Here is an 18,461-nt window from a genome sequence, read left to right on the forward strand (position 1 = left end):
TAAGTAGGCAAAGCTACAGGCAAAGGGCCGCTTCATGCTCTACAAGACCTATGAATTGCAGCGGTCGCTGCTCAACGCCGGCAGCGCCTGGGCCTCGATCCTGGCCGACATGTTGGCCGACCGCCGCTATCCTCCCGCCAACCTCGGCTGGGGGCAGATGGCGAGTTCGGCGCTCGAGGTATTCGCGCACGCGGCCGCGCCGCGCGGCAAGCCCGCTTTCGGCATCCACACCATCACGTTGGGCGAAACCGAGCATGCGGTCGAGGAGACGACCGTCGTCACCCGCCCGTTCGGCGATCTCAAGCGCTTCTCGCATTCGGGATTGCCCGATGATGCGCCGCGCCTCCTGATCGTCGCGCCGATGAGCGGTCACTACGCCACCCTGCTGCGCGGCACGGTCGAACGGATGCTCGAGACGAACGTCGTCTACATCACCGACTGGGCCGACGCGAAGCTCGTCCCGCTCGATAAGGGCACGTTCGATCTCGACGATTACATCGATTACATCGTCGGTTTCCTCGAGCATATCGGCCCGGGCGCGCATATGATGGCGGTTTGTCAGCCATCGGTTCCCGCGCTGGCGGCGACTGCCATCATGGGCAAGGTCGATCATCCGTGCCGGCCGCTCACCCTTACCATGATGGGTGGACCGATCGACACGCGCGAGGCGCCCACCCAGGTCAATACGATGGCGGTTGGCCGGCCGCACGTATGGTTCGATCACAACGTGATCGCCACGGTACCGATCAATTACCCCGGCGCCGGCCGCAAGGTCTATCCAGGCTTCATCCAGCTCGCCAGCTTCATGTCGATGAACCTGGGCAGCCACATGATGAGCCATTGGGGCCTGTTCAAGCACCTCGTCGAAGGCGACGAGGACGGGGCTGACGCGACCAAGGCTTTCTACGACGAATACCGCGCGGTCTGTGACATGTCGGCCGAGTTCTACCTCCAGACGGTCGATGTCGTGTTCCAGCGACACGCCCTGCCGAAAGGCGAGTTCATTCACCGCGGCACCCCGGTCGACCTGAGCGACATCACCGACACGGCGATCCTGACCATCGAGGGCGAGCGCGATGATATCTCCGGGATCGGCCAGACCCGGGCCGCGCTGAAGCTTACTCCCAACCTGCCGGACGCAATGAAGCGCTATCTGCTGGCCGAGGAAGTTGGCCACTACGGGATATTCAACGGGTCGCGGTGGCGTTCGCGGATCGCGCCCGTGGTCGACGAATGGATCGCGGCTCATGCCAGGGTACCGGCGCGAAAGCGGCTCGCCGCAGTCAACTGAAGCCATGCGGTTTACCGCGTGGGTGGAGCGGTTCCCGGTCGCGGGGGCGTTCACGATCGCGCGCGGCGCCAAGACGCACGTGGATGTCGTCGTTTGCGAAGCGAGCGACGGCGTTCACGTCGGCGAGGGCGAGGGTACGCCGATTTATTATCGGGGCGAAACCGCTGCCGATTGCGTCGCTCAGATCGAAGGCTGGTCAGCCTCTGGCGGTCACGACGACCGCCGCCGCTTGCTTGATGAGATGGCGCCGGGGGCGGCACGCAACGCGCTCGATTGCGCATTGTGGGCGCTCCAATCCCAGCGCAAGGGCCGCAGCCTGGCTTCGCTGGCAAGCTTGCCCGAGCCGGGGCCGGTAGCCACCGCTTTCACCGTCTCGCTCGCCACGCCCCCGGACATGGCTGCGGCCGCAAGCGAGGCGCAGTCGGGCGGGTTCACCCTGCTGAAGGCGAAGCTGGCCGGCGACGGATTGGATCGGGCGCGCATTGCCGCCGTCCGCGCTGCGGCGCCACGGACCCGGCTGGTGATCGACGCGAACGAAAGCTGGGCGCCTGACCAGGTTCTGGCCGAGGCTTCGGCCCTGGCCTCGCTGGGCGTCGAATTGATTGAGCAGCCCTTGCCGGCGGGCCGCGACGGGTCGCTTGCGGGGATTGGGGCGCCGGTTCCGTTCTGTGCCGACGAAAGCTGCCATGTGGCCGCGGACCTTCCCGTGATCGGGACACGCTATCAGGCCGTGAACGTCAAGCTCGACAAGGCCGGAGGACTGACCGCCGCGCTCGATCTCGCCCGCGCGGCGCGCAGCGCGGGACTGGACGTGATGCTTGGCTGCATGCTGTCGAGCAGCCGTGCCGTGCGTTTCGCGCAGATCCTGACCGGGCTCGCACGCTGGGTGGACCTTGATGGGCCGGCGCTGCTTGCCGCCGACGTCCTCAACCCGCTGCGCTACGAGGGCGGGATGCTCTGGCCCGACTGATCGGGCGTTCCGACCGGGGTCGATGCAGGGCGGCGGACGAAAATGCGCCGCAGCACCCGCCGCGCCAGCAGCAGCAACCAGATCGCCAGGACCAGCAGAACCAGCGCGATCCCCGCCGCAACGACAGAATTATGGAATGCGAGGAACAAGAGGCCGCCTGTCGCGACATCCTCGGCCGTCGAGACCACGACGTTGCTGAACGGTTCGGGACTGGTGTTCACCACCGCACGGGCGCCGGCCTTGCCTCCATGCGCAAGCAGCGCGCTTCCCCCGCCGAGCAGGAACGCGATGACCTGCATCGCGGGGTCCTGCGGATTGACGATCGCGAGCGCCAGCATTGCCCCGCCAAGCGGGCGGATGACGGTGTGGACCGTGTCCCAGATGGAATCGAGCCAGGCGACCTTGTCGGCGAAGAACTCGGCGACGGCGCCGAACCCCGCCACCGCCATGATCCACGGATTGGCCAGCACTTGGAGTGAAGCGAGGTGATCGGGAAGGGGAACCAGCCCACTGCGCATCGCGATCCCCGTCGCCAGAACGCACAGGTACAGCCGCCATCCCGCAAGCAGACTGACGCTTGCCGCAAGGCCAAGAATTTCCACGATTCCAAACGGGTGAACTGCGGTGCCCATCCAGCCTGCTCCCTGCGATGGTCGGGAAGGCTAGATGGGCCTCGCAAAAGCGCGACGCAAGCCGCGCGGGTCTAGAGGACCTCGAACAGGCCCGCCGCGCCCATGCCGCCGCCGATGCACATCGTGACGACGACGTACTTCGCGCCGCGCCGCTTCCCTTCAATCAGGGCGTGCCCGGTGCAGCGCGCGCCGGTCATCCCATACGGGTGACCGATCGAGATCGAGCCGCCGTTGACGTTGAGCAGTTCGTCGGGGATGCCCAGCTTGTCGCGGCAGTAGATGACCTGCACGGCAAAGGCTTCGTTCAGTTCCCACAGGCCGATGTCGTCCATTTTCAGCTCGAAGCGTTCGAGCAGCTTGGGGATCGCGAACACAGGGCCGATGCCCATCTCGTCAGGCTCGGTCCCGGCAACCGCCATGCCGACATAGCGCCCGAGCGGGGTGAGGCCCTTCTTCGCGGCGACCGACGCTTCCATGAGAACCGATGCCGAGGATCCGTCCGAAAGCTGGCTGGCATTGCCCGCCGTGATCGTGCCGTCCGGCAGAACGGTCTTGAGGCCCTTCAGCCCCTCGAGCGTGGTGTCGGCACGGTTGCCCTCGTCCTTGGCGACCGTGATTTCCTTTTGCGTGGTCTCGCCCGTCGCCTTGTCTGTCACGTTCATGGTCACCGTGACTGGCACGATCTCGTCGTCGAACCGGCCAGCTGCCTGAGCCGCGGCCGTGCGCTGCTGCGATTGAAGCGCATACTCGTCCATCGCGTCGCGGCTGATGCCATAGCGCTTGGCGACGACCTCGGCGGTCTGCAGCATGGGCATATAGATGTCCTTCTGCATCGCCAGCAGCTCACGGTCGGGGGCAACGCGCATTTCCGGCGTCTGCACGAGGCTGATAGATTCCTGTCCGCCGGCGGCGACTACGTCCATCCGGTCGATCACGATCTGCTTCGCCGCGGTCGCGATGCTCATCAGACCAGACGAGCACTGGCGGTCCATCGTCATGCCGGAGACGGTGACCGGCAGGCCGCTGCGCAAGGCGACCTGACGCGCCAGGTTCGTGCTTTGCGTGCCCTGCTGGAGCGCCGAGCCCCACAACACGTCGTCGACCTCGCCGCCGACGATACCGGCGCGCTCGATTGCGGCCTTGAGCGAATAGTGGCCCAGGGTTGGTCCGCTGGTGGCATTGAAGGCGCCGCGATAGGCCTTGCCGATCGGCGTGCGGGCGGTGGAAACGATTACGGCGTCGCGCATCTGTACGGTCCTTGATGGAGTGTGGTGATCTCCCGGGGAGGGCGGGTCCTCACATGAAGAACTGGGTGATCCATTCCGCCATCAGGGCGGGCTTGGGCTCGTTCTCGATCTCGATCGTGATTTCCATGGTCTGCTGCCACTGACCGGGACGCTTTTCGTCCATTTCCAGCAGCTTGAAGTGCGCGCGAACGCGCTTGCCAGCGCGGACGGGCGCGATGAAGCGCGTCTTGTTGCCGCCGTAGTTGACGCCCATCTTGATCCCCTCGGGACGCGGGCAGTCGGACTTGGCGGTGAGAACTGGGATGAGCGACAGGGTCAGGAAGCCGTGGGCGATGGTTCCACCGAATGGGGTCAGCTTGGCCTTTTCCTCGTCGATGTGAATGAACTGGAAGTCACCCGTGGCTTCGGCGAACTTGTTGATCCGGTCCTGGCTGATCTCGAACCACTCGGACGTGCCGATCGTTTCGCCGATCCGTGCCTTCAGGTCGTTGGGGGTTACCATCGCAGCGCCTCTCCTTCTCTGGGAATGAGGGCGCCTCATGGACGCTTCGCCGGCAAATCGCAACGGGCGCTCGGCCCCTCGCGCGATGCCTTGGCTCAGGCCGGAACGGCGGGGGCGCGAGGGCGGCGGCGGGCGAGGGGAACGGCCACCGTGCGCGGCTGACGCAGCCGCTGCGCCATGCTCCACAGCGCGCATTGCAGCGCGACGACCATGTAGCAGAATGGCTGGAAGGCGATGCCGACGAAGAGTGATCCGACGAGATAGACGACCTGCGCCTGCAACAACGCCTGGGCCAGCGGGCCGATCCATTCCTGTCCCTCCGGAACCTCGCGGCGAAAACGGCGGCGCAGGACCTCCATCTGCCAGACGCCCAGGCCGTGAAGCAGCAGCCATAGCGCCAGGCCAGGCCAGCCCTGTTCGCCGAGCATCTCGAAATAGCTGGAATGGTATGCCCGTCCGCGATCGGTCACGGTCGCCACCTCGGTTGCGGTGGTGTTGCCGCTAGCCTGAGTCTCGACCATGTCGATCGACAGCCGGTTCTGGCGGTAAGCCTCGAACCCGCCGCCGAACGGGTGCTCCTTCGCGTAGTCGAGCGTCCAGGCCCAGACCGCGAGGCGCGTGGAGGCCGACTGATCGGCCGAGTGGTTTGCGATCGTCTCCATCCGCGTGGTGAACGAGGGGGGCAGGAACGGCACCGCGACAAGCCCGACGCCCGCAATCAGCAGCGTGTACAGCACGCGCCGCCGCGCGGTGCGCAGCGCCATGCTGACAAGCGCGCCCAAGCACAGCAGTCCCGTCCGGGCCGCCGTTCCCACCGGGATCAGCACGCTGGCGAACGAAAGGGCCCAGGCGAATGTTTTGACCTTCCAGTCAGGCGGAAAGATTGTGCCGAAGCGCGCCAGCCAGAGCGCCAGCGGAATGATCGCGATGGCCACGCAGGAAATAATGCTGCCTTCGTATAGCCCGCTGTTGTCGTTCACGAACAGATGCAGCTCGCCATACCCGCCGCCGGACACGAGCGTCTTGATCGATCCACCGATGACGATCGCTCCGGCCGAAAGCACCATGACCAGAGTCGCCGCCTCGATCCGCAGCCGGGTCCGCAGGGTGAGGGGCAGGAAGATCGCGAAGACCAGCGCCTTCCACACCCAATCCCACTTGGTCAGCGCCTCTTGCGGGAAGTCCGCGCCCAGCGTGGTGATGCCGCAATAGACCAGCAGCAGCGCGATCAGGCCCTGGCGCAAGGTGAAGCGGCTGCCGCGCTTGTCGTCGACATAGAGGTAGCCGATGAACGCGAGGACGAAGGCGATCAGCGAGATCGGGATGTTGTGGAGCAGGAACCACGAGATTTTCTGCGGCGCCAGGATGTCGATGTAGAGATATGTCAGCACGAGCACGAACGGCTTTCGCAGCCCCGCCGCGAGCATGGCGAAGACGAAGGCGGTCAGCAGCAGGTCGATCATGCGTGCGGCGCCCCGGCGCCGGTCCGGCGCGGGCGCCGTGCGGAAAATCCCTTTGGTGGGGCCGGCTCCGCATCTGGCTCCCGGTCGAGGTCGGCGCGGCCAAGCAGTCGCCAGACCGCCACCGCCAGCAGGAAGTGCGTAAGGCCGAGGGCGAAATTGTCGATCATCTGATGGTGCCGCGGGTCGTCCCTTGCCGGGCGCGGCGGCGCCCTCGGGTGCCTCCTAACAGTGGGGTGTTGACGGCCCGTTAAGCCTTGTCTGGCAGCGAGGCCGGGCAATGACGCGCGTTCTTCACGTCCTCGATCACGGCTTGCCGCTCCATAGCGGGTACGCATTTCGCACCCGGGCGATCATGGCGGCGCAACTTGCTGCCGGAATGGACGTGCGCGCCATCACCGGAGTTCGCCAGGGAACAACGGCGACGGGGGCGAACCCCGAGATCGTCGACGGATTGACCTTCTACCGCACCCCCGGCCGGCTGGGCAGCGTGGCCGGTCTGCGCGAGATGCGCGAGATCGGCGCCTTGGCCGATGCGCTGGAAAGGCTTTGCGAAAACTGGCGGCCCGACGTCTTCCATGCCCATTCACCGCTGATGAATGGGCTCGCGGCGTCGCGGGCCGGGTCAGCGCTAGGTATCCCCGTGGTCTACGAAATTCGCGCCTTTTGGGAGGACGCTGCGGTCGGCAACGGGACAGGTAGCGAGGGCAGCCTGCGCTACCGGATGACGCGGAGCCTCGAGAACCGCGCCGTCGCGGCGGCGGACGCGGTGGTGACGATCTGCAAAGGTCTGCGCGATGACCTGGTGATTCGCGGTGTCGCGCCTGGCAAGATCACCATCGTGCCCAACGCGGTCGATCTGAACCTGTTCGGATCGCCCCTGCCTCGCGATGCGGCGCTCGCGCGCGAGCTCGACCTTGGCGAGGGCCCGGTTATCGGGTTTCTCGGCAGCTTTTATCCCTATGAAGGGCTGGCCGATCTCATCGCCGCCATGCCTGCGATCGTCGAAGCCCATCCCGGCGCCCGGCTGCTCCTGATCGGCGGGGGACCGGAAGCCGATGCCTTGCGCGCCGCGGCCGAGCGTTCCAGTGCGGCGCCCGCCATACGCTTTGTCGGCCGCGTCCCCCACGCCGAGGTGGAACGCTATTATTCGCTGGTCGATGTCGTCGCATACCCGCGCAAGGCGATGCGCCTGACCGAGCTAGTCACTCCGCTCAAACCGCTCGAGGCGATGGCGCAGGGCAAGATGGTCGCCGCCTCGGCGGTCGGCGGCCATCGCGAACTGATCGTGGAGGGGATGACCGGCACGCTTTTCGCCCCGGACGACCCGGCTGCTTTGGCCGCCGCGCTGAACCAACTGCTGTCGCGGCGGGACGAATGGCCAGCGCGGCGCATCGTGGCGAGCGAGTTCGTCAGGCGTGAGCGCGACTGGGCCGGAAATGTCGAGCGTTATCGGACCGTTTACCAGCGCCTGTTAGAGCGAGGGCCGATCGCGGCAAGTGCAGCCGCGGCCTGACCGAAGCGACACATACCCGGGGTATTGCAACGACCATGCAGCACGTCTCGCCACCGGCTCGTCGCCCGCGCGCCTCGATTTCCTCTCATCCGATGTTCCGGGTCGCCCTCGCGACCTGGTGCGCGGCGGTGATGGGCCTCGGCAGTCTTGCGCTGGCACCCCCCGTGCTCGAACGGATTGTCGGGGTCACAGGCATTGCCGGCTTGATCCCCGCAGCGGCACCGCCGCTCGGCGTCACGGCGCGCCTACTTTTCGCCGGCCTCTGCGCCAGCGCAGGGGCGCTTGCCGGGGTCCTGATCGCGCATGGTTCGCAAACTCGCGTCGCCGAGGCGCGCGTCAGCACCAAATCGGAAAATGTGCCGCTCGCAATTGCCGACGCAACAATCGAGGATCAGTGCAAAGCCAACTGGACGAGCGACGAGGATGATCGCGAAGCCGTTTCCCTTGCGATCGAGGAGCCTGGTCCTGCTGCGGCGGCCGTAACCCCGCCTCGGGCCGCTCCGGCTTGTCGGCCCGCGCCAAAGGCTGCTGCGCCGCTGCCTGCAATCGCGACCGCGCCGCTCGACACACTGGGAAATGTCGAACTGCTCGAGCGCTTGGCCCTGGCGATGGCCGCGCGTCGTGAGCGCCTCTCTGCATCTGCCGACGAGGCCGCGTGGTCCTCCGAAGCGTGGAGCGAACCCGAATATGAGCCCGCGCCCGTCTCGCCGCGCCCAGGGCGGCGCAAGGCGCTGGCACTGCCGCCAATCGACCCTGCCGAGGCCATGCTGGGTGAGGATGACTTCACTGACGAGGACAGCGCCGAACCGGGCTGGCGTGCGGTGCTCGAAGGGCGTCCGGCCCCCGTGGACGAACACGAACACGATGGCGAACATGACGAGGATCTGCCCGAGGATGGTTACTCGTCGCTGCTCGACATGACGCCTGCAACCTTGCGCACGGAATTCGTCCGGATCGACGCGGCGCTCGATGGCGACTTCGAAGATCCGGTCGAGGATGGAGTGGTGATCTTCCCCGGCCAGCCGGCGCAGCCGTCGCGAATCGCGGCCGCGCCGGGCTTCCACGCGTTGGGCGACGATGCCGCCTCCCCACCTGCCGATGCCGACGAGGCGCTCCGCTCCGCCCTCGCGTCGCTGCAAAGGCTTTCCGGGTCGCGTTGAACCGGGTCCGACAAGCGAGACGCCGAGCGGCTTCGCAGTTGCAAAATAATAATCCTGCCGTCATGGGGGACTGACACGAAACTTTCGCTGCATTCGCGGCGGGCCGAGTCGTGATTAGTTGCCGTGGAAACCATTGTTCCGCGGCCTTCTACAGGGTTTTTGATGACGATGAGTTTCCCGCCAGCTCAGGGACTGTACGATCCGCGTAACGAACACGACGCCTGTGGCGTCGGCTTTGTCGCTCATATCAAGGGCGCGAAGAGCCATGCGATCATCGACCAGGCGCTGGAAATTCTTAAAAATCTCGACCATCGCGGCGCGGTCGGCGCCGACCCCTTGCTGGGCGACGGCGCGGGCATCCTGATCCAGCTTCCCGACGCGCTGTTTCGGCGCTGGGCGAACGAGCAGGGCCACGACCTGCCGGCCCCGGGCGATTACGCCGTCGCGATGTGCTTCCTCCCGCAGGACGAGGCGGCGCGCGACTTTGCGGTGGGCAATTTAGAGAAGTTCATTGCCAAGGAAGGTCAGCGGCTGATCGGGTGGCGCGATGTGCCCACCACGCTCGATGGCCTGGGCAAGGCGGTTATCGCCCAGATGCCGGTGATCCGTCAGGCTTTCGTCGGCCGCGGCGCCAATTGTCCCGATCAGGATGCGTTCGAGCGCAAGCTGCTATCCATCCGCAAGCAGGCGCAGAATCCGCTCGCAGCCCTGGCAATCAAGTACGACCTGCCGGGCCTGACCGAGCTTTACCTGCCGAGCTTTTCCTCGCGCACCATCGTCTACAAGGGACTGCTCCTGGCGAACCAGGTCGGCAGCTTCTACGACGACTTGCGCGATCCCGACTGCGTCTCGGCGTTGGGCCTGGTTCACCAGCGGTTCTCGACCAACACCTTCCCCTCGTGGAAGCTTGCGCACCCCTATCGCTTCATCGCCCACAACGGCGAGATCAACACCGTCCGCGGCAACGTGAACTGGATGAACGCTCGCCGGCGCACGATGGAATCCGAGCTTCTCGGACCCGATCTCGACAAGATGTGGCCGATCATCCCGCATGGGCAGTCGGACACGGCCTGTCTCGACAACGCGCTCGAGCTGCTCCTGGCGGGCGGGTACAGCCTGGCTCACGCGGTGATGATGCTGATCCCCGAGGCATGGGCGGGCAATCCGCTGATGGATGCCGGCCGCCGCGCGTTCTACGAATACCATGCCGCGTTGATGGAGCCGTGGGACGGCCCTGCCGCCGTCGCGTTCACCGACGGACGCCAGATCGGCGCGACGCTTGACCGCAATGGCCTGCGGCCCGCCCGGTTCTGCGTGACCGACGGCGACCTCGTGGTGATGGCTTCGGAAAGCGGCGTCCTGCCGTTCAAGGAAGATGACATCGTCCGCAAGTGGCGGCTCCAGCCGGGGCGTATGCTGCTGATCGACCTAGAAGAAGGTCGGATCATCGAGGACGAGGAGATCAAGGCCAAGCTCGCCGATGCCGAGCCTTACGCGAAATGGCTGGAATCGGCGCAGTACAACCTCAAGGACCTCGACCTGATCGAGCCTGAACTCGCGGCCATCCCGGTCGATGCGACCAGCCTGCTCGATCGCCAGCAGGCGTTTGGCTACACGCAGGAAGACATCTCCAAGTTCCTCGAACCGATGGCGCTGGCGGGCGAGGACCCGATCGGCTCGATGGGTACGGATACGCCGATCGCGGTGCTGTCGAAGCGCCCGCGGCTGCTTTACGACTACTTCAAGCAGAACTTCGCGCAGGTCACCAATCCGCCGATCGACCCGATCCGCGAGGAACTGGTGATGAGCCTCGTCTCGATGATCGGACCGCGCCCCAACCTGCTGGGCATGGATGCGGGCAGCCACAAGCGGCTCGAGGTCGACCAGCCGATCCTCACGAACGCCGACGTCGCCAAAATCCGCTCGGTCGAAGCGGCGCTCGACGGCGCGTTCCGCACCGAAACGATCGACATGACCTGGAGCGCCGAGGAAGGCGCCGCGGGTCTCGAGATGGCGATCAAGGAAATGTGCTGGGCCGCGACCGAAGCGGTGCTTGCGGACAAGAACATCCTGATCCTGTCCGACCGCGCCCAGGGGCCCGACCGGATTGCGATGCCCGCTCTCCTTGCGACCTCCGCGGTGCACCATCATCTCGTTCGCCAGGGACTGCGGATGCAGACCGGGCTCGTCGTCGAAACGGGCGAGGCGCGCGAGGTCCACCATTTCTGCATGCTCGCCGGCTATGGGGCCGAGGCGATCAATCCCTATGTCGCGCTCGAGACGATGGAGGCGATCCGCCTGGACAAGGGCTTGCCGCTCGAGCCCGCGGATGTGCGCAAGAACTACATCAAGGCGCTGGGCAAGGGCATCCTGAAGGTCATGTCCAAGATGGGCATATCGACCTATCAGTCCTATTGCGGGGCGCAGATCTTCGACGCGGTCGGGCTGTCGAGCGCGTTCGTCGACCGGTATTTCACCGGTACCGCGACCTCGATCGAGGGCGTCGGGCTGGAGGAAATCGCAGAGGAGGCCGTGCGCCGTCACAGCCTCGCGTTCGGCGACAACCCGATCTATCGCAAGATGCTGGATGTCGGCGGGATCTACCAATACCGCATCCGGGGCGAGGACCACGCCTGGACGCCGTCCAACGTTGCCAACCTGCAGCACGCCGTGCGGGGCAACGATCCGAAGAACTACGCCGAATTCGCCGCTTCGCTGAACGAGCAGGCCGAACGCCTGCTCACGATCCGCGGGCTGCTCGAACTCAAGCCGGCGGACGTGCCCGTGCCGCTCGACGAGGTTGAGCCGGCGTCCGAGATCGTGAAGCGGTTCGCAACCGGGGCGATGAGCTTCGGCTCGATCAGCCGCGAGGCGCACACCACGCTGGCGATGGCGATGAACCGCATCGGCGGTCGTTCGAACACCGGCGAAGGCGGCGAGGAAGCCGATCGCTTCGTTCCGCTGGCCAACGGCGATTCGATGCGCTCGGCGATCAAGCAGGTCGCCTCGGGCCGCTTTGGCGTGACCGCGCAATACCTCGTCAACGCCGACGACATCCAGATCAAGATGGCCCAAGGCGCAAAGCCTGGCGAAGGCGGCCAGCTTCCGGGACACAAGGTCGACAAGGCGATTGCCGCGGTGCGCCATTCGACGCCCGGCGTCGGCCTCATCTCGCCGCCGCCGCACCATGACATCTATTCGATCGAGGATCTGGCCCAGCTCATCCACGATTTGAAGAACGTGAATCCCGGCGCGCGGATCTCGGTCAAACTGGTGTCCGAAGTGGGCGTCGGCACGGTCGCGGCTGGAGTGTCCAAGGCGCGCGCGGACCACGTCACGATATCGGGATACGAGGGCGGGACCGGCGCCTCGCCGTTGACGAGCCTTACCCACGCGGGTTCGCCCTGGGAAATCGGCCTTGCCGAGACCCAGCAGACGCTCCTCCTCAACGGGCTGCGCAGCCGCATCGCGGTGCAGGTCGACGGGGGTCTGCGCACTGGGCGGGACGTTGCCATTGGCGCGCTGCTGGGAGCGGACGAGTTCGGCTTCGCCACCGCGCCGCTGATTGCGGCGGGCTGCATCATGATGCGCAAGTGCCACCTCAACACCTGCCCCGTGGGTGTGGCGACGCAGGATCCGGTTCTGCGCGCGCGCTTCACCGGACAGCCCGAGCACGTCGTCAATTACATGTTCTTCGTTGCCGAGGAACTGCGCGTGCTGATGGCCCAGATGGGCTTCCGCACCGTGGCCGAGATGGTCGGGCGGTCGGACAGGCTCGATGCGCGCAAGGCGGTGTCGCACTGGAAGGCGCAAGGGGTCGATCTTTCGCGGCTGCTGCACCAGGTCGAATTGCCCGAGGGCACCCCGCTCTCGTGGACCGAGACGCAGGATCACGGCCTCGAGCATGCGCTCGACCGCACGCTCATCGCCGCGGCTTCCGATGCGCTGGACAACGGGCAGGCGGTGCGGATCGAGCAGGTGATCCGCAACGTCAACCGCACCGCGGGCGCGATGCTGTCCGGCGAGGTGGCGCGGCGCTATGGCCACCGCGGCCTGCCCGACAACACGATCACCGTCCGCTTCACCGGAGTCGCGGGGCAGAGCTTCGGCGCATTCCTGGCGTACGGAGTTACCCTCGACCTGTCGGGCGATGCCAACGACTATGTCGGCAAGGGGCTTTCGGGCGGTCGGGTGATCGTCCGCCAGCCCGCCCATGTGAGTCGCGAAGCGCCGGAAAACATCATCGTCGGCAATACCGTGCTCTATGGCGCGATCGCAGGCGAGGCGTTCTTCAACGGGGTTGCGGGCGAGCGATTCGCGGTGCGCAATTCAGGCGCCGTCGCGGTCGTCGAAGGCTGCGGGGATCACGGCTGCGAGTACATGACTGGCGGCGTGGTCGTGGTGCTGGGCAACACCGGCCGCAATTTCGCCGCGGGCATGTCTGGCGGGGTGGCCTATGTCTACGATCCCGGGCAGCGGTTCGCGGCTTTGTGCAATCCCGCAATGGTCGACCTTTCGCCGGTATCGGCTGAGCGGGACGAAGACGATGGCGCGGGTCGGCCGCAGCAGCGCCCAATCTCCGTGAGTGACTTCGGGATGGGCGACATGCTGCGTCACGACGCGGAACGCCTGCGCATCCTCGTGGAACGTCATCATCTCCATACCGGAAGCAAACGCGCCCGCGCCTTGCTCGACGATTGGGATCGTGCGCTCGGGGCATTCGTGAAGGTCATGCCGCGCGACTATGCGCGCGCGCTGCAACAGCTGGACGCGGAACGGCGTGAAGCCGCCACCGTCGCGGCGGAATAGGGTCAGGGTCGAAAAGTGGGCAAGGAAACCGGATTTCTCGAAGTCGAGCGGCGCGAGCGCGTTTACCGCCCTGTCGAGGAGCGCCTGAGGCATTATCGCGAGTTCACCGTTCCGCACGATGAGCCGACCCTGAAGGGCCAGGCATCGCGCTGCATGAACTGCGGCATTCCGTATTGTCACAACGGCTGCCCGGTGAACAACATCATCCCGGACTGGAATCACTTGGTCTACGAGGGGGACTGGCGCGAGGCGCTGACCAACCTTCATTCGACCAACAACTTCCCCGAGTTCACGGGACGGATTTGCCCCGCCCCGTGCGAGGCCGCGTGCACTCTCAATATCGTGGACGCACCGGTCACGATCAAGTCGATCGAATGCGCCATCGTCGACAAGGGCTGGGAGGAAGGCTGGATCGAGCCGCGCCCGCCGCTGCGCAAGACCGGCCGTTCGGTCGCGGTTGTCGGCTCGGGACCTGCCGGGCTCGCTTGCGCGCAACAGCTCGCGCGCGCGGGTCATAGCGTAACGGTGCTGGAAAAGGCCGATCGGGTGGGCGGACTGCTGCGTTACGGCATTCCCGACTTCAAGATGGAAAAGCACCTGATCAATCGCCGGGCGATGCAGATGGAGGCGGAAGGCGTCCAGTTCCGCACCGGCGTCGAGGTCGGAGTGTCGATCAGCTTCGCCAGCCTCGAGGATAATTTCGACGCGGTCGTGCTCGCCGGCGGTGCGGAAGAACCGCGCCCGCTCGAGATCCCGGGCGCCGAACTTCCCGGCGTGCGCCTGGCGATGGAATTCCTGACTCAGCAGAACAAGCGCAATGCCGGCGACGACGAGCTTCGCGCCGCGCCGCGCGGCACGCTGATCGCGACGGGCAAGCACGTGGTCGTGATCGGCGGCGGCGATACCGGGTCCGACTGCGTCGGCACATCCAACCGTCAGGGCGCGGCCAGCGTCACCCAGCTCGAGATCATGCCCCGTCCGCCCGAAAAGGAGGACAAGGCACTGTCGTGGCCCAACTGGCCGATGAAACTGCGCACGTCGAGCAGCCACGAGGAAGGCGCCAACCGTGACTGGGCAGTGCTGACCAAGCGCGTGATCGGCGGCAACGACGTCACCGGGCTCGAATGCGTTCGGGTCGAATGGCGCGACGGCCAGATGGTCGAGATCGAAGGCAGCGAATTCACGCTGAAGGCGGACCTGATCCTCCTCGCCATGGGCTTCGTCGGTCCGCGCAAGCAGGGCTTGCTGGAACAGGCGGGTGTCGTGCTCGACGCGCGCGGCAACGTGGCCGGCAACGTCGCCCACTATCGCACCAGCCGCGACAACGTGTACTCCTGCGGTGACATGCGCCGCGGGCAGAGCCTTGTCGTCTGGGCGATCCGCGAAGGCCGGCAATGCGCGCGGGCCGTCGACGAGGCGTTGATGGGGTCAAGTGAACTACCGCGCTAAAAGTGCGTCCTGCCGAGCGTTATCCGGGATGCTAACCCGGTCTTAACGCATTTGGCGCGACGTGGTCTTCCTTCAGGGAGACGCACTCGTGGCACTTGCCGCTCATCTGGATAACACTTCGCAGGACGCTGGATCGAAACGCGCGGCGCGGCGCAAGCTGCGACTGGAGACGCGGGGCGCCCGTGCCACGGGCGACGTGGCCGACGTGGCAATCCACAATATCTCGTCGACCGGACTGCTTCTGGAGACGACCGCCGAGCTTGAAGTGGGCGAGACGATCGAGCTCGATCTGCCGCACGGCGGCTCGAACCCGGCCCGGGTCATCTGGGCCAGTGGCGCGCTCTATGGCTGCCAGTTCGAAGTGCCGGTTTCGACTGGCGCGCTCAGCGCCGCCGAGCTTCGCAGCGTTGCCTTGCCGCGACTCGAAATTCCGACCGAGCCGGCCGGAGTGGCAGGCGAGGACTTCGCCACGCGCCTGCTCCGCCTGCGCAAGGCGCGAGGCCTCACGCTGGCCGCCATTGCCGACGCAGTGGGGGTCAGCAAGCCGACCGTCTGGGCGTGGGAACACGGGCGGGCCCATCCGGTCAACTCGCGGATCGCGGCACTGGCAGAGGTGCTCGGCATCGGCGAGGCGGAACTTCTTCTCGGCGGCGAGGGCGTTTACGAGCTGCCTGAACTCGTCGCCCGCGCCCGCGAGAGGATCGCAAGCTCGATCGGTACAAGCCCGGATCGCGTCAGGATCATGATCGATCTCTGAGGGTGGAACACCCGCGAAATCATGGACAATATTCCAAGTACGCAAGACCCATTGAGATAACTGTCTTTCCCACAATGAAATTTATGGTAAATATCCTCCTAAGTCGTTGAAGTGATTCTGCATCGGTTAGTGTCAAATACTAACATTTTAAGAAGGCAGAACGCGAGTAACGGCTTAAGTTGGTTAATCGGGTCGCCGAATGTTAGTCAAAAGCTAACAAATTTGTCCCTCGGTTAACTGGCATCAGTGGCGACGTTTCTTCGGGAACGGCGTCGGGGTAGCCGGGGGGCACAACGTCGATGGGTGTAATGATTACGCCGCAGGAGAGCTCTGCGCTCTACGAACTGCTGGCCGAGCAGACGACAGACATCATCATCAAGACCGATTGCGATGGGTTCATTCGTCACGTGCTTCCTGCGGGGGCCGCGCCGCCTGAACTGGCAGGGGGCAGGCTGGAGGGCTGTCACCTGCTCGACCTGGTCGACACGCCGTTCGCACCGGCGGTCATGGCCGGCCTGCGTGCCACGCTGGCGGGACGCCAGGAAAGCAAGTGGGTGGAATTCCGCAGTCCGCGACAGGCCGTTCCGGGCAACTGGTTCGGTCTGCGGATGCGGCGTTTGCTGGACGAGGACGACCGGCCCTACGGCGCGGTCGGCATCATCCGCAGCATTGCCGAGCGACGCAGCTTCGAGGAACGCCTGTTCGCCGCCGCCATGACCGATCCGCTCACCGGACTCACCAATCGCAGCGCCTTTTCATGGATGCTGCAACATATGGTCGAAGGCGCGGTTTCGGGGTGCCTGGCGATGTTCGACATCGATCATTTCAAGGCCATCAACCTGAAGTTCGGTCATGCCGCGGGCGACGACCTGCTGGTCGTGTTCGCCGACCTGGTGAAATCGCTAACCCGCTCACAGGACATCATTTCGCGCATCGGCGGCGAAAGCTTCGGCGTATTGCTGCCGCACGCGACATCGGACCAGGCCGAGGCGATTTGCCGCCGGATCGTCACCTCGCTGGCCGAGGCATGCGGGCCCGCGGGCGGAGATCGCCTGCGCCTGACGGTGAGCGCAGGACTCGCGCCGATCGAACATTCGCTGGACGCAACGATCAAGCGGGCCGAGCTGGCCCTTGCCTTTGCCAAGGCGCGCGGACGTAACCGGGTCGAGACGGCCAGCCGGCAACGTTCCTACTGGCAGGGTTCGATCCCCGGTTCCGATCCGGAGTCACGAATCGCGCACTGATGCGTGCTATCGCCGCCAGTCTATGGCGCCGCGGCCGTGCGCGGTCAGGAACTCGTTCGCGCGGCTGAAGGGCCGAGAGCCGAAGAACCCGCGATGCGCCGAGAGGGGGCTGGGGTGCGGCGATCTTATGACCAGGTGCGGCCCTTCCGCGCCAAGGCCGGCGACGCGCGCGGCCTTGCCTTGGGCGTGGCTGCCCCAGAGGATGAAGACGGCCGGATCGCGGCTGGCAGCCACCGCTGCCACAACCGCATCGGTGAAGCCTTCCCATCCCGCGCCGGCATGCGCCCCGGCGCGCGCTTCCTCGACGGTGAGAGTGGTGTTGAGCAGCAGGACGCCCTGCCGGGCCCAAGCCTCCAGATTGCCATGATCGGCCCGGGCAATGCCCAAGTCGGTCGCAAGTTCCTTGTCTATATTGACGAGCGAGGGAGGAATCCTCACCCCTCGCGGGACCGAAAAGGCGAGCCCGTGCGCCTGGCCTGCGCCGTGATAGGGGTCTTGCCCCAGGATCACCACGCGCACGGTTTCGAGAGGAGTGAGCTGCAACGCCGCCAGCCGCTGCCCGCGCGGAGGAAAGATGCGCTTTCCCGCCGCCTCCTCTGCCGCAAGAAATCCGCCCAAGCGGCGCATGGGGGGCGTCGCCAGTTCAGGTTCCAGCGCCGGGCGCCAGCTTGCGGGAAGATCGTCGGCCGACATGCGCGCCTGCGATAGCCGCGCGCCCGCCGGGGCGGCAACCCCGCCCGAGCGGAAGGCCCTCGTGTCCGGGCTTTTGTTTGGCAGGCAATGGGCCTAAGGGCATGGCCAATGGCTGTTTACCTGCATGAAGAAGACCTGCCTGGAGATGTCCTGGCACCCGGAATCGTAGCGGTCGACACCGAAACGATGGGTCTGGTCACCACTCGCGACCGGTTGTGCGTCGTGCAAATCGCCGATGGGCAGGGCGACGAGCATCTGGTCCGATTCGCGGTCGGGAGCGATTATGCCGCGCCGAACCTGCGTGCAGTCCTGGCCGATCCTTCGCGGCTCAAGCTCTTCCACTTCGCCCGGTTCGACCTGGCGGCGATCCATCACTACCTGGAGGTGCTGGCAACCCCGGTTTTCTGCACCAAGATCGCCAGCAAGCTCATCCGCACTTACACTGACCGTCACGGGCTGAAGGAACTGGTGCGCGAACTGCTGGGCAAGGAAATGTCCAAGCAGCAGCAGTCGAGCGATTGGGGCGCTCCGGTGCTGAGCGACGCGCAGCGCGAGTATGCCGCCTCGGACGTACGCTGGCTGCATGCGATGCACGAAGTGCTGGTCACGCGGCTGGAGCGCGAGGGCCGCACCGCTTGGGCGCAGTCCTGCTTCGATTTCCTGCCGACGCGGGCTCTTCTCGATGTCGCCGGCTGGGCCGACCGCGACATCTTCAGTCACGAGTAAGCGCG

15 protein-coding genes are annotated in these 18,461 nt (G+C 65.8%); 9 read left to right on the forward strand and 6 right to left on the reverse strand.

What is annotated here, in order from left to right:
* Positions 1-34 precede the first annotated feature (34 nt).
* Positions 35-1,291, forward strand: a complete 1,257-nt coding sequence (locus ACFO0A_RS05090; RefSeq protein WP_379537881.1) for a polyhydroxyalkanoate depolymerase — start codon at positions 35-37, stop codon at positions 1,289-1,291.
* On the forward strand, positions 1,248-2,261 hold the full coding sequence (locus ACFO0A_RS05095; RefSeq protein ID WP_379537882.1) for a dipeptide epimerase: 1,014 nt from the start codon (positions 1,248-1,250) through the stop codon (positions 2,259-2,261). The genes ACFO0A_RS05090 and ACFO0A_RS05095 overlap by 44 nt, the downstream gene beginning before the upstream one ends.
* Here the strand turns inward: ACFO0A_RS05095 and ACFO0A_RS05100 are convergent.
* The 5 genes from ACFO0A_RS05100 to ACFO0A_RS05120 form a co-directional block, all read right to left on the reverse strand.
* A complete protein-coding gene (locus tag ACFO0A_RS05100; protein ID WP_379537883.1) occupies positions 2,231-2,893 on the reverse strand; it encodes a DUF4126 domain-containing protein in 663 nt (220 codons plus the stop codon). The genes ACFO0A_RS05095 and ACFO0A_RS05100 overlap by 31 nt on opposite strands.
* 71 nt (positions 2,894-2,964) lie before the next feature.
* Positions 2,965-4,140, reverse strand: coding sequence for an acetyl-CoA C-acyltransferase (locus ACFO0A_RS05105; RefSeq protein WP_379537884.1), 1,176 nt, complete (start codon positions 4,138-4,140; stop codon positions 2,965-2,967).
* A gap of 49 nt (positions 4,141-4,189) precedes the next feature.
* Positions 4,190-4,642, reverse strand: a complete 453-nt coding sequence (locus ACFO0A_RS05110) for a MaoC family dehydratase (protein WP_379537885.1) — start codon at positions 4,640-4,642, stop codon at positions 4,190-4,192.
* Positions 4,643-4,737: 95 nt separating this feature from the next.
* Positions 4,738-6,105, reverse strand: coding sequence for a putative O-glycosylation ligase, exosortase A system-associated (locus tag ACFO0A_RS05115; protein ID WP_379537886.1), 1,368 nt, complete (start codon positions 6,103-6,105; stop codon positions 4,738-4,740).
* Entirely contained in the window at positions 6,102-6,272 is a 171-nt protein-coding gene (locus tag ACFO0A_RS05120; protein WP_379537887.1) for a hypothetical protein, read from the reverse strand. Before ACFO0A_RS05120 ends, ACFO0A_RS05115 begins: the two co-directional genes overlap by 4 nt.
* A gap of 110 nt (positions 6,273-6,382) precedes the next feature.
* On the opposite strand from ACFO0A_RS05120, the gene ACFO0A_RS05125 reads away from it, so the two are divergent.
* The 6 genes from ACFO0A_RS05125 to ACFO0A_RS05150 all read left to right on the forward strand — a co-directional run bounded on the left by ACFO0A_RS05125 (position 6,383) and on the right by ACFO0A_RS05150 (position 17,037).
* Positions 6,383-7,618, forward strand: coding sequence for a TIGR04063 family PEP-CTERM/XrtA system glycosyltransferase (locus ACFO0A_RS05125; protein ID WP_379537888.1), 1,236 nt, complete (start codon positions 6,383-6,385; stop codon positions 7,616-7,618).
* Between the two features lie 92 nt (positions 7,619-7,710).
* On the forward strand, positions 7,711-8,778 hold the full coding sequence (locus ACFO0A_RS05130) for a hypothetical protein (RefSeq protein ID WP_379537889.1): 1,068 nt from the start codon (positions 7,711-7,713) through the stop codon (positions 8,776-8,778).
* A gap of 168 nt (positions 8,779-8,946) precedes the next feature.
* The gene (gltB, locus tag ACFO0A_RS05135; RefSeq protein WP_379537890.1) at positions 8,947-13,587 is read left to right on the forward strand and encodes a glutamate synthase large subunit; all 4,641 of its coding nucleotides are present in this window, start codon (positions 8,947-8,949) and stop codon (positions 13,585-13,587) included.
* A 15-nt stretch (positions 13,588-13,602) separates the two neighbouring features.
* Positions 13,603-15,036: a glutamate synthase subunit beta gene (locus ACFO0A_RS05140; RefSeq protein WP_379537891.1), complete on the forward strand. Its 1,434-nt coding sequence runs from the start codon at positions 13,603-13,605 to the stop codon at positions 15,034-15,036.
* An 88-nt stretch (positions 15,037-15,124) separates the two neighbouring features.
* Positions 15,125-15,793 (forward strand): helix-turn-helix domain-containing protein, encoded by a 669-nt coding sequence (locus ACFO0A_RS05145; protein WP_379537892.1) that lies wholly within the window; start codon positions 15,125-15,127, stop codon positions 15,791-15,793.
* Between the two features lie 299 nt (positions 15,794-16,092).
* Entirely contained in the window at positions 16,093-17,037 is a 945-nt protein-coding gene (locus tag ACFO0A_RS05150; RefSeq protein ID WP_379537893.1) for a GGDEF domain-containing protein, read from the forward strand.
* A gap of 6 nt (positions 17,038-17,043) precedes the next feature.
* On the opposite strand, the gene ung is transcribed toward ACFO0A_RS05150, so the two are convergent.
* Complete coding sequence (ung, locus tag ACFO0A_RS05155; RefSeq protein WP_379537894.1) at positions 17,044-17,730, reverse strand: uracil-DNA glycosylase; 687 nt, start codon at positions 17,728-17,730, stop codon at positions 17,044-17,046.
* 108 nt (positions 17,731-17,838) lie between these two features.
* On the opposite strand from ung, the gene ACFO0A_RS05160 reads away from it, so the two are divergent.
* A complete protein-coding gene (locus tag ACFO0A_RS05160; protein WP_379537895.1) occupies positions 17,839-18,456 on the forward strand; it encodes a ribonuclease D in 618 nt (205 codons plus the stop codon).
* Positions 18,457-18,461: the final 5 nt, after the last annotated feature.

The sequence above is a fragment of the Novosphingobium tardum genome, assembly GCF_042652045.1.
GTDB lineage: Bacteria > Pseudomonadota > Alphaproteobacteria > Sphingomonadales > Sphingomonadaceae > Novosphingobium > Novosphingobium tardum.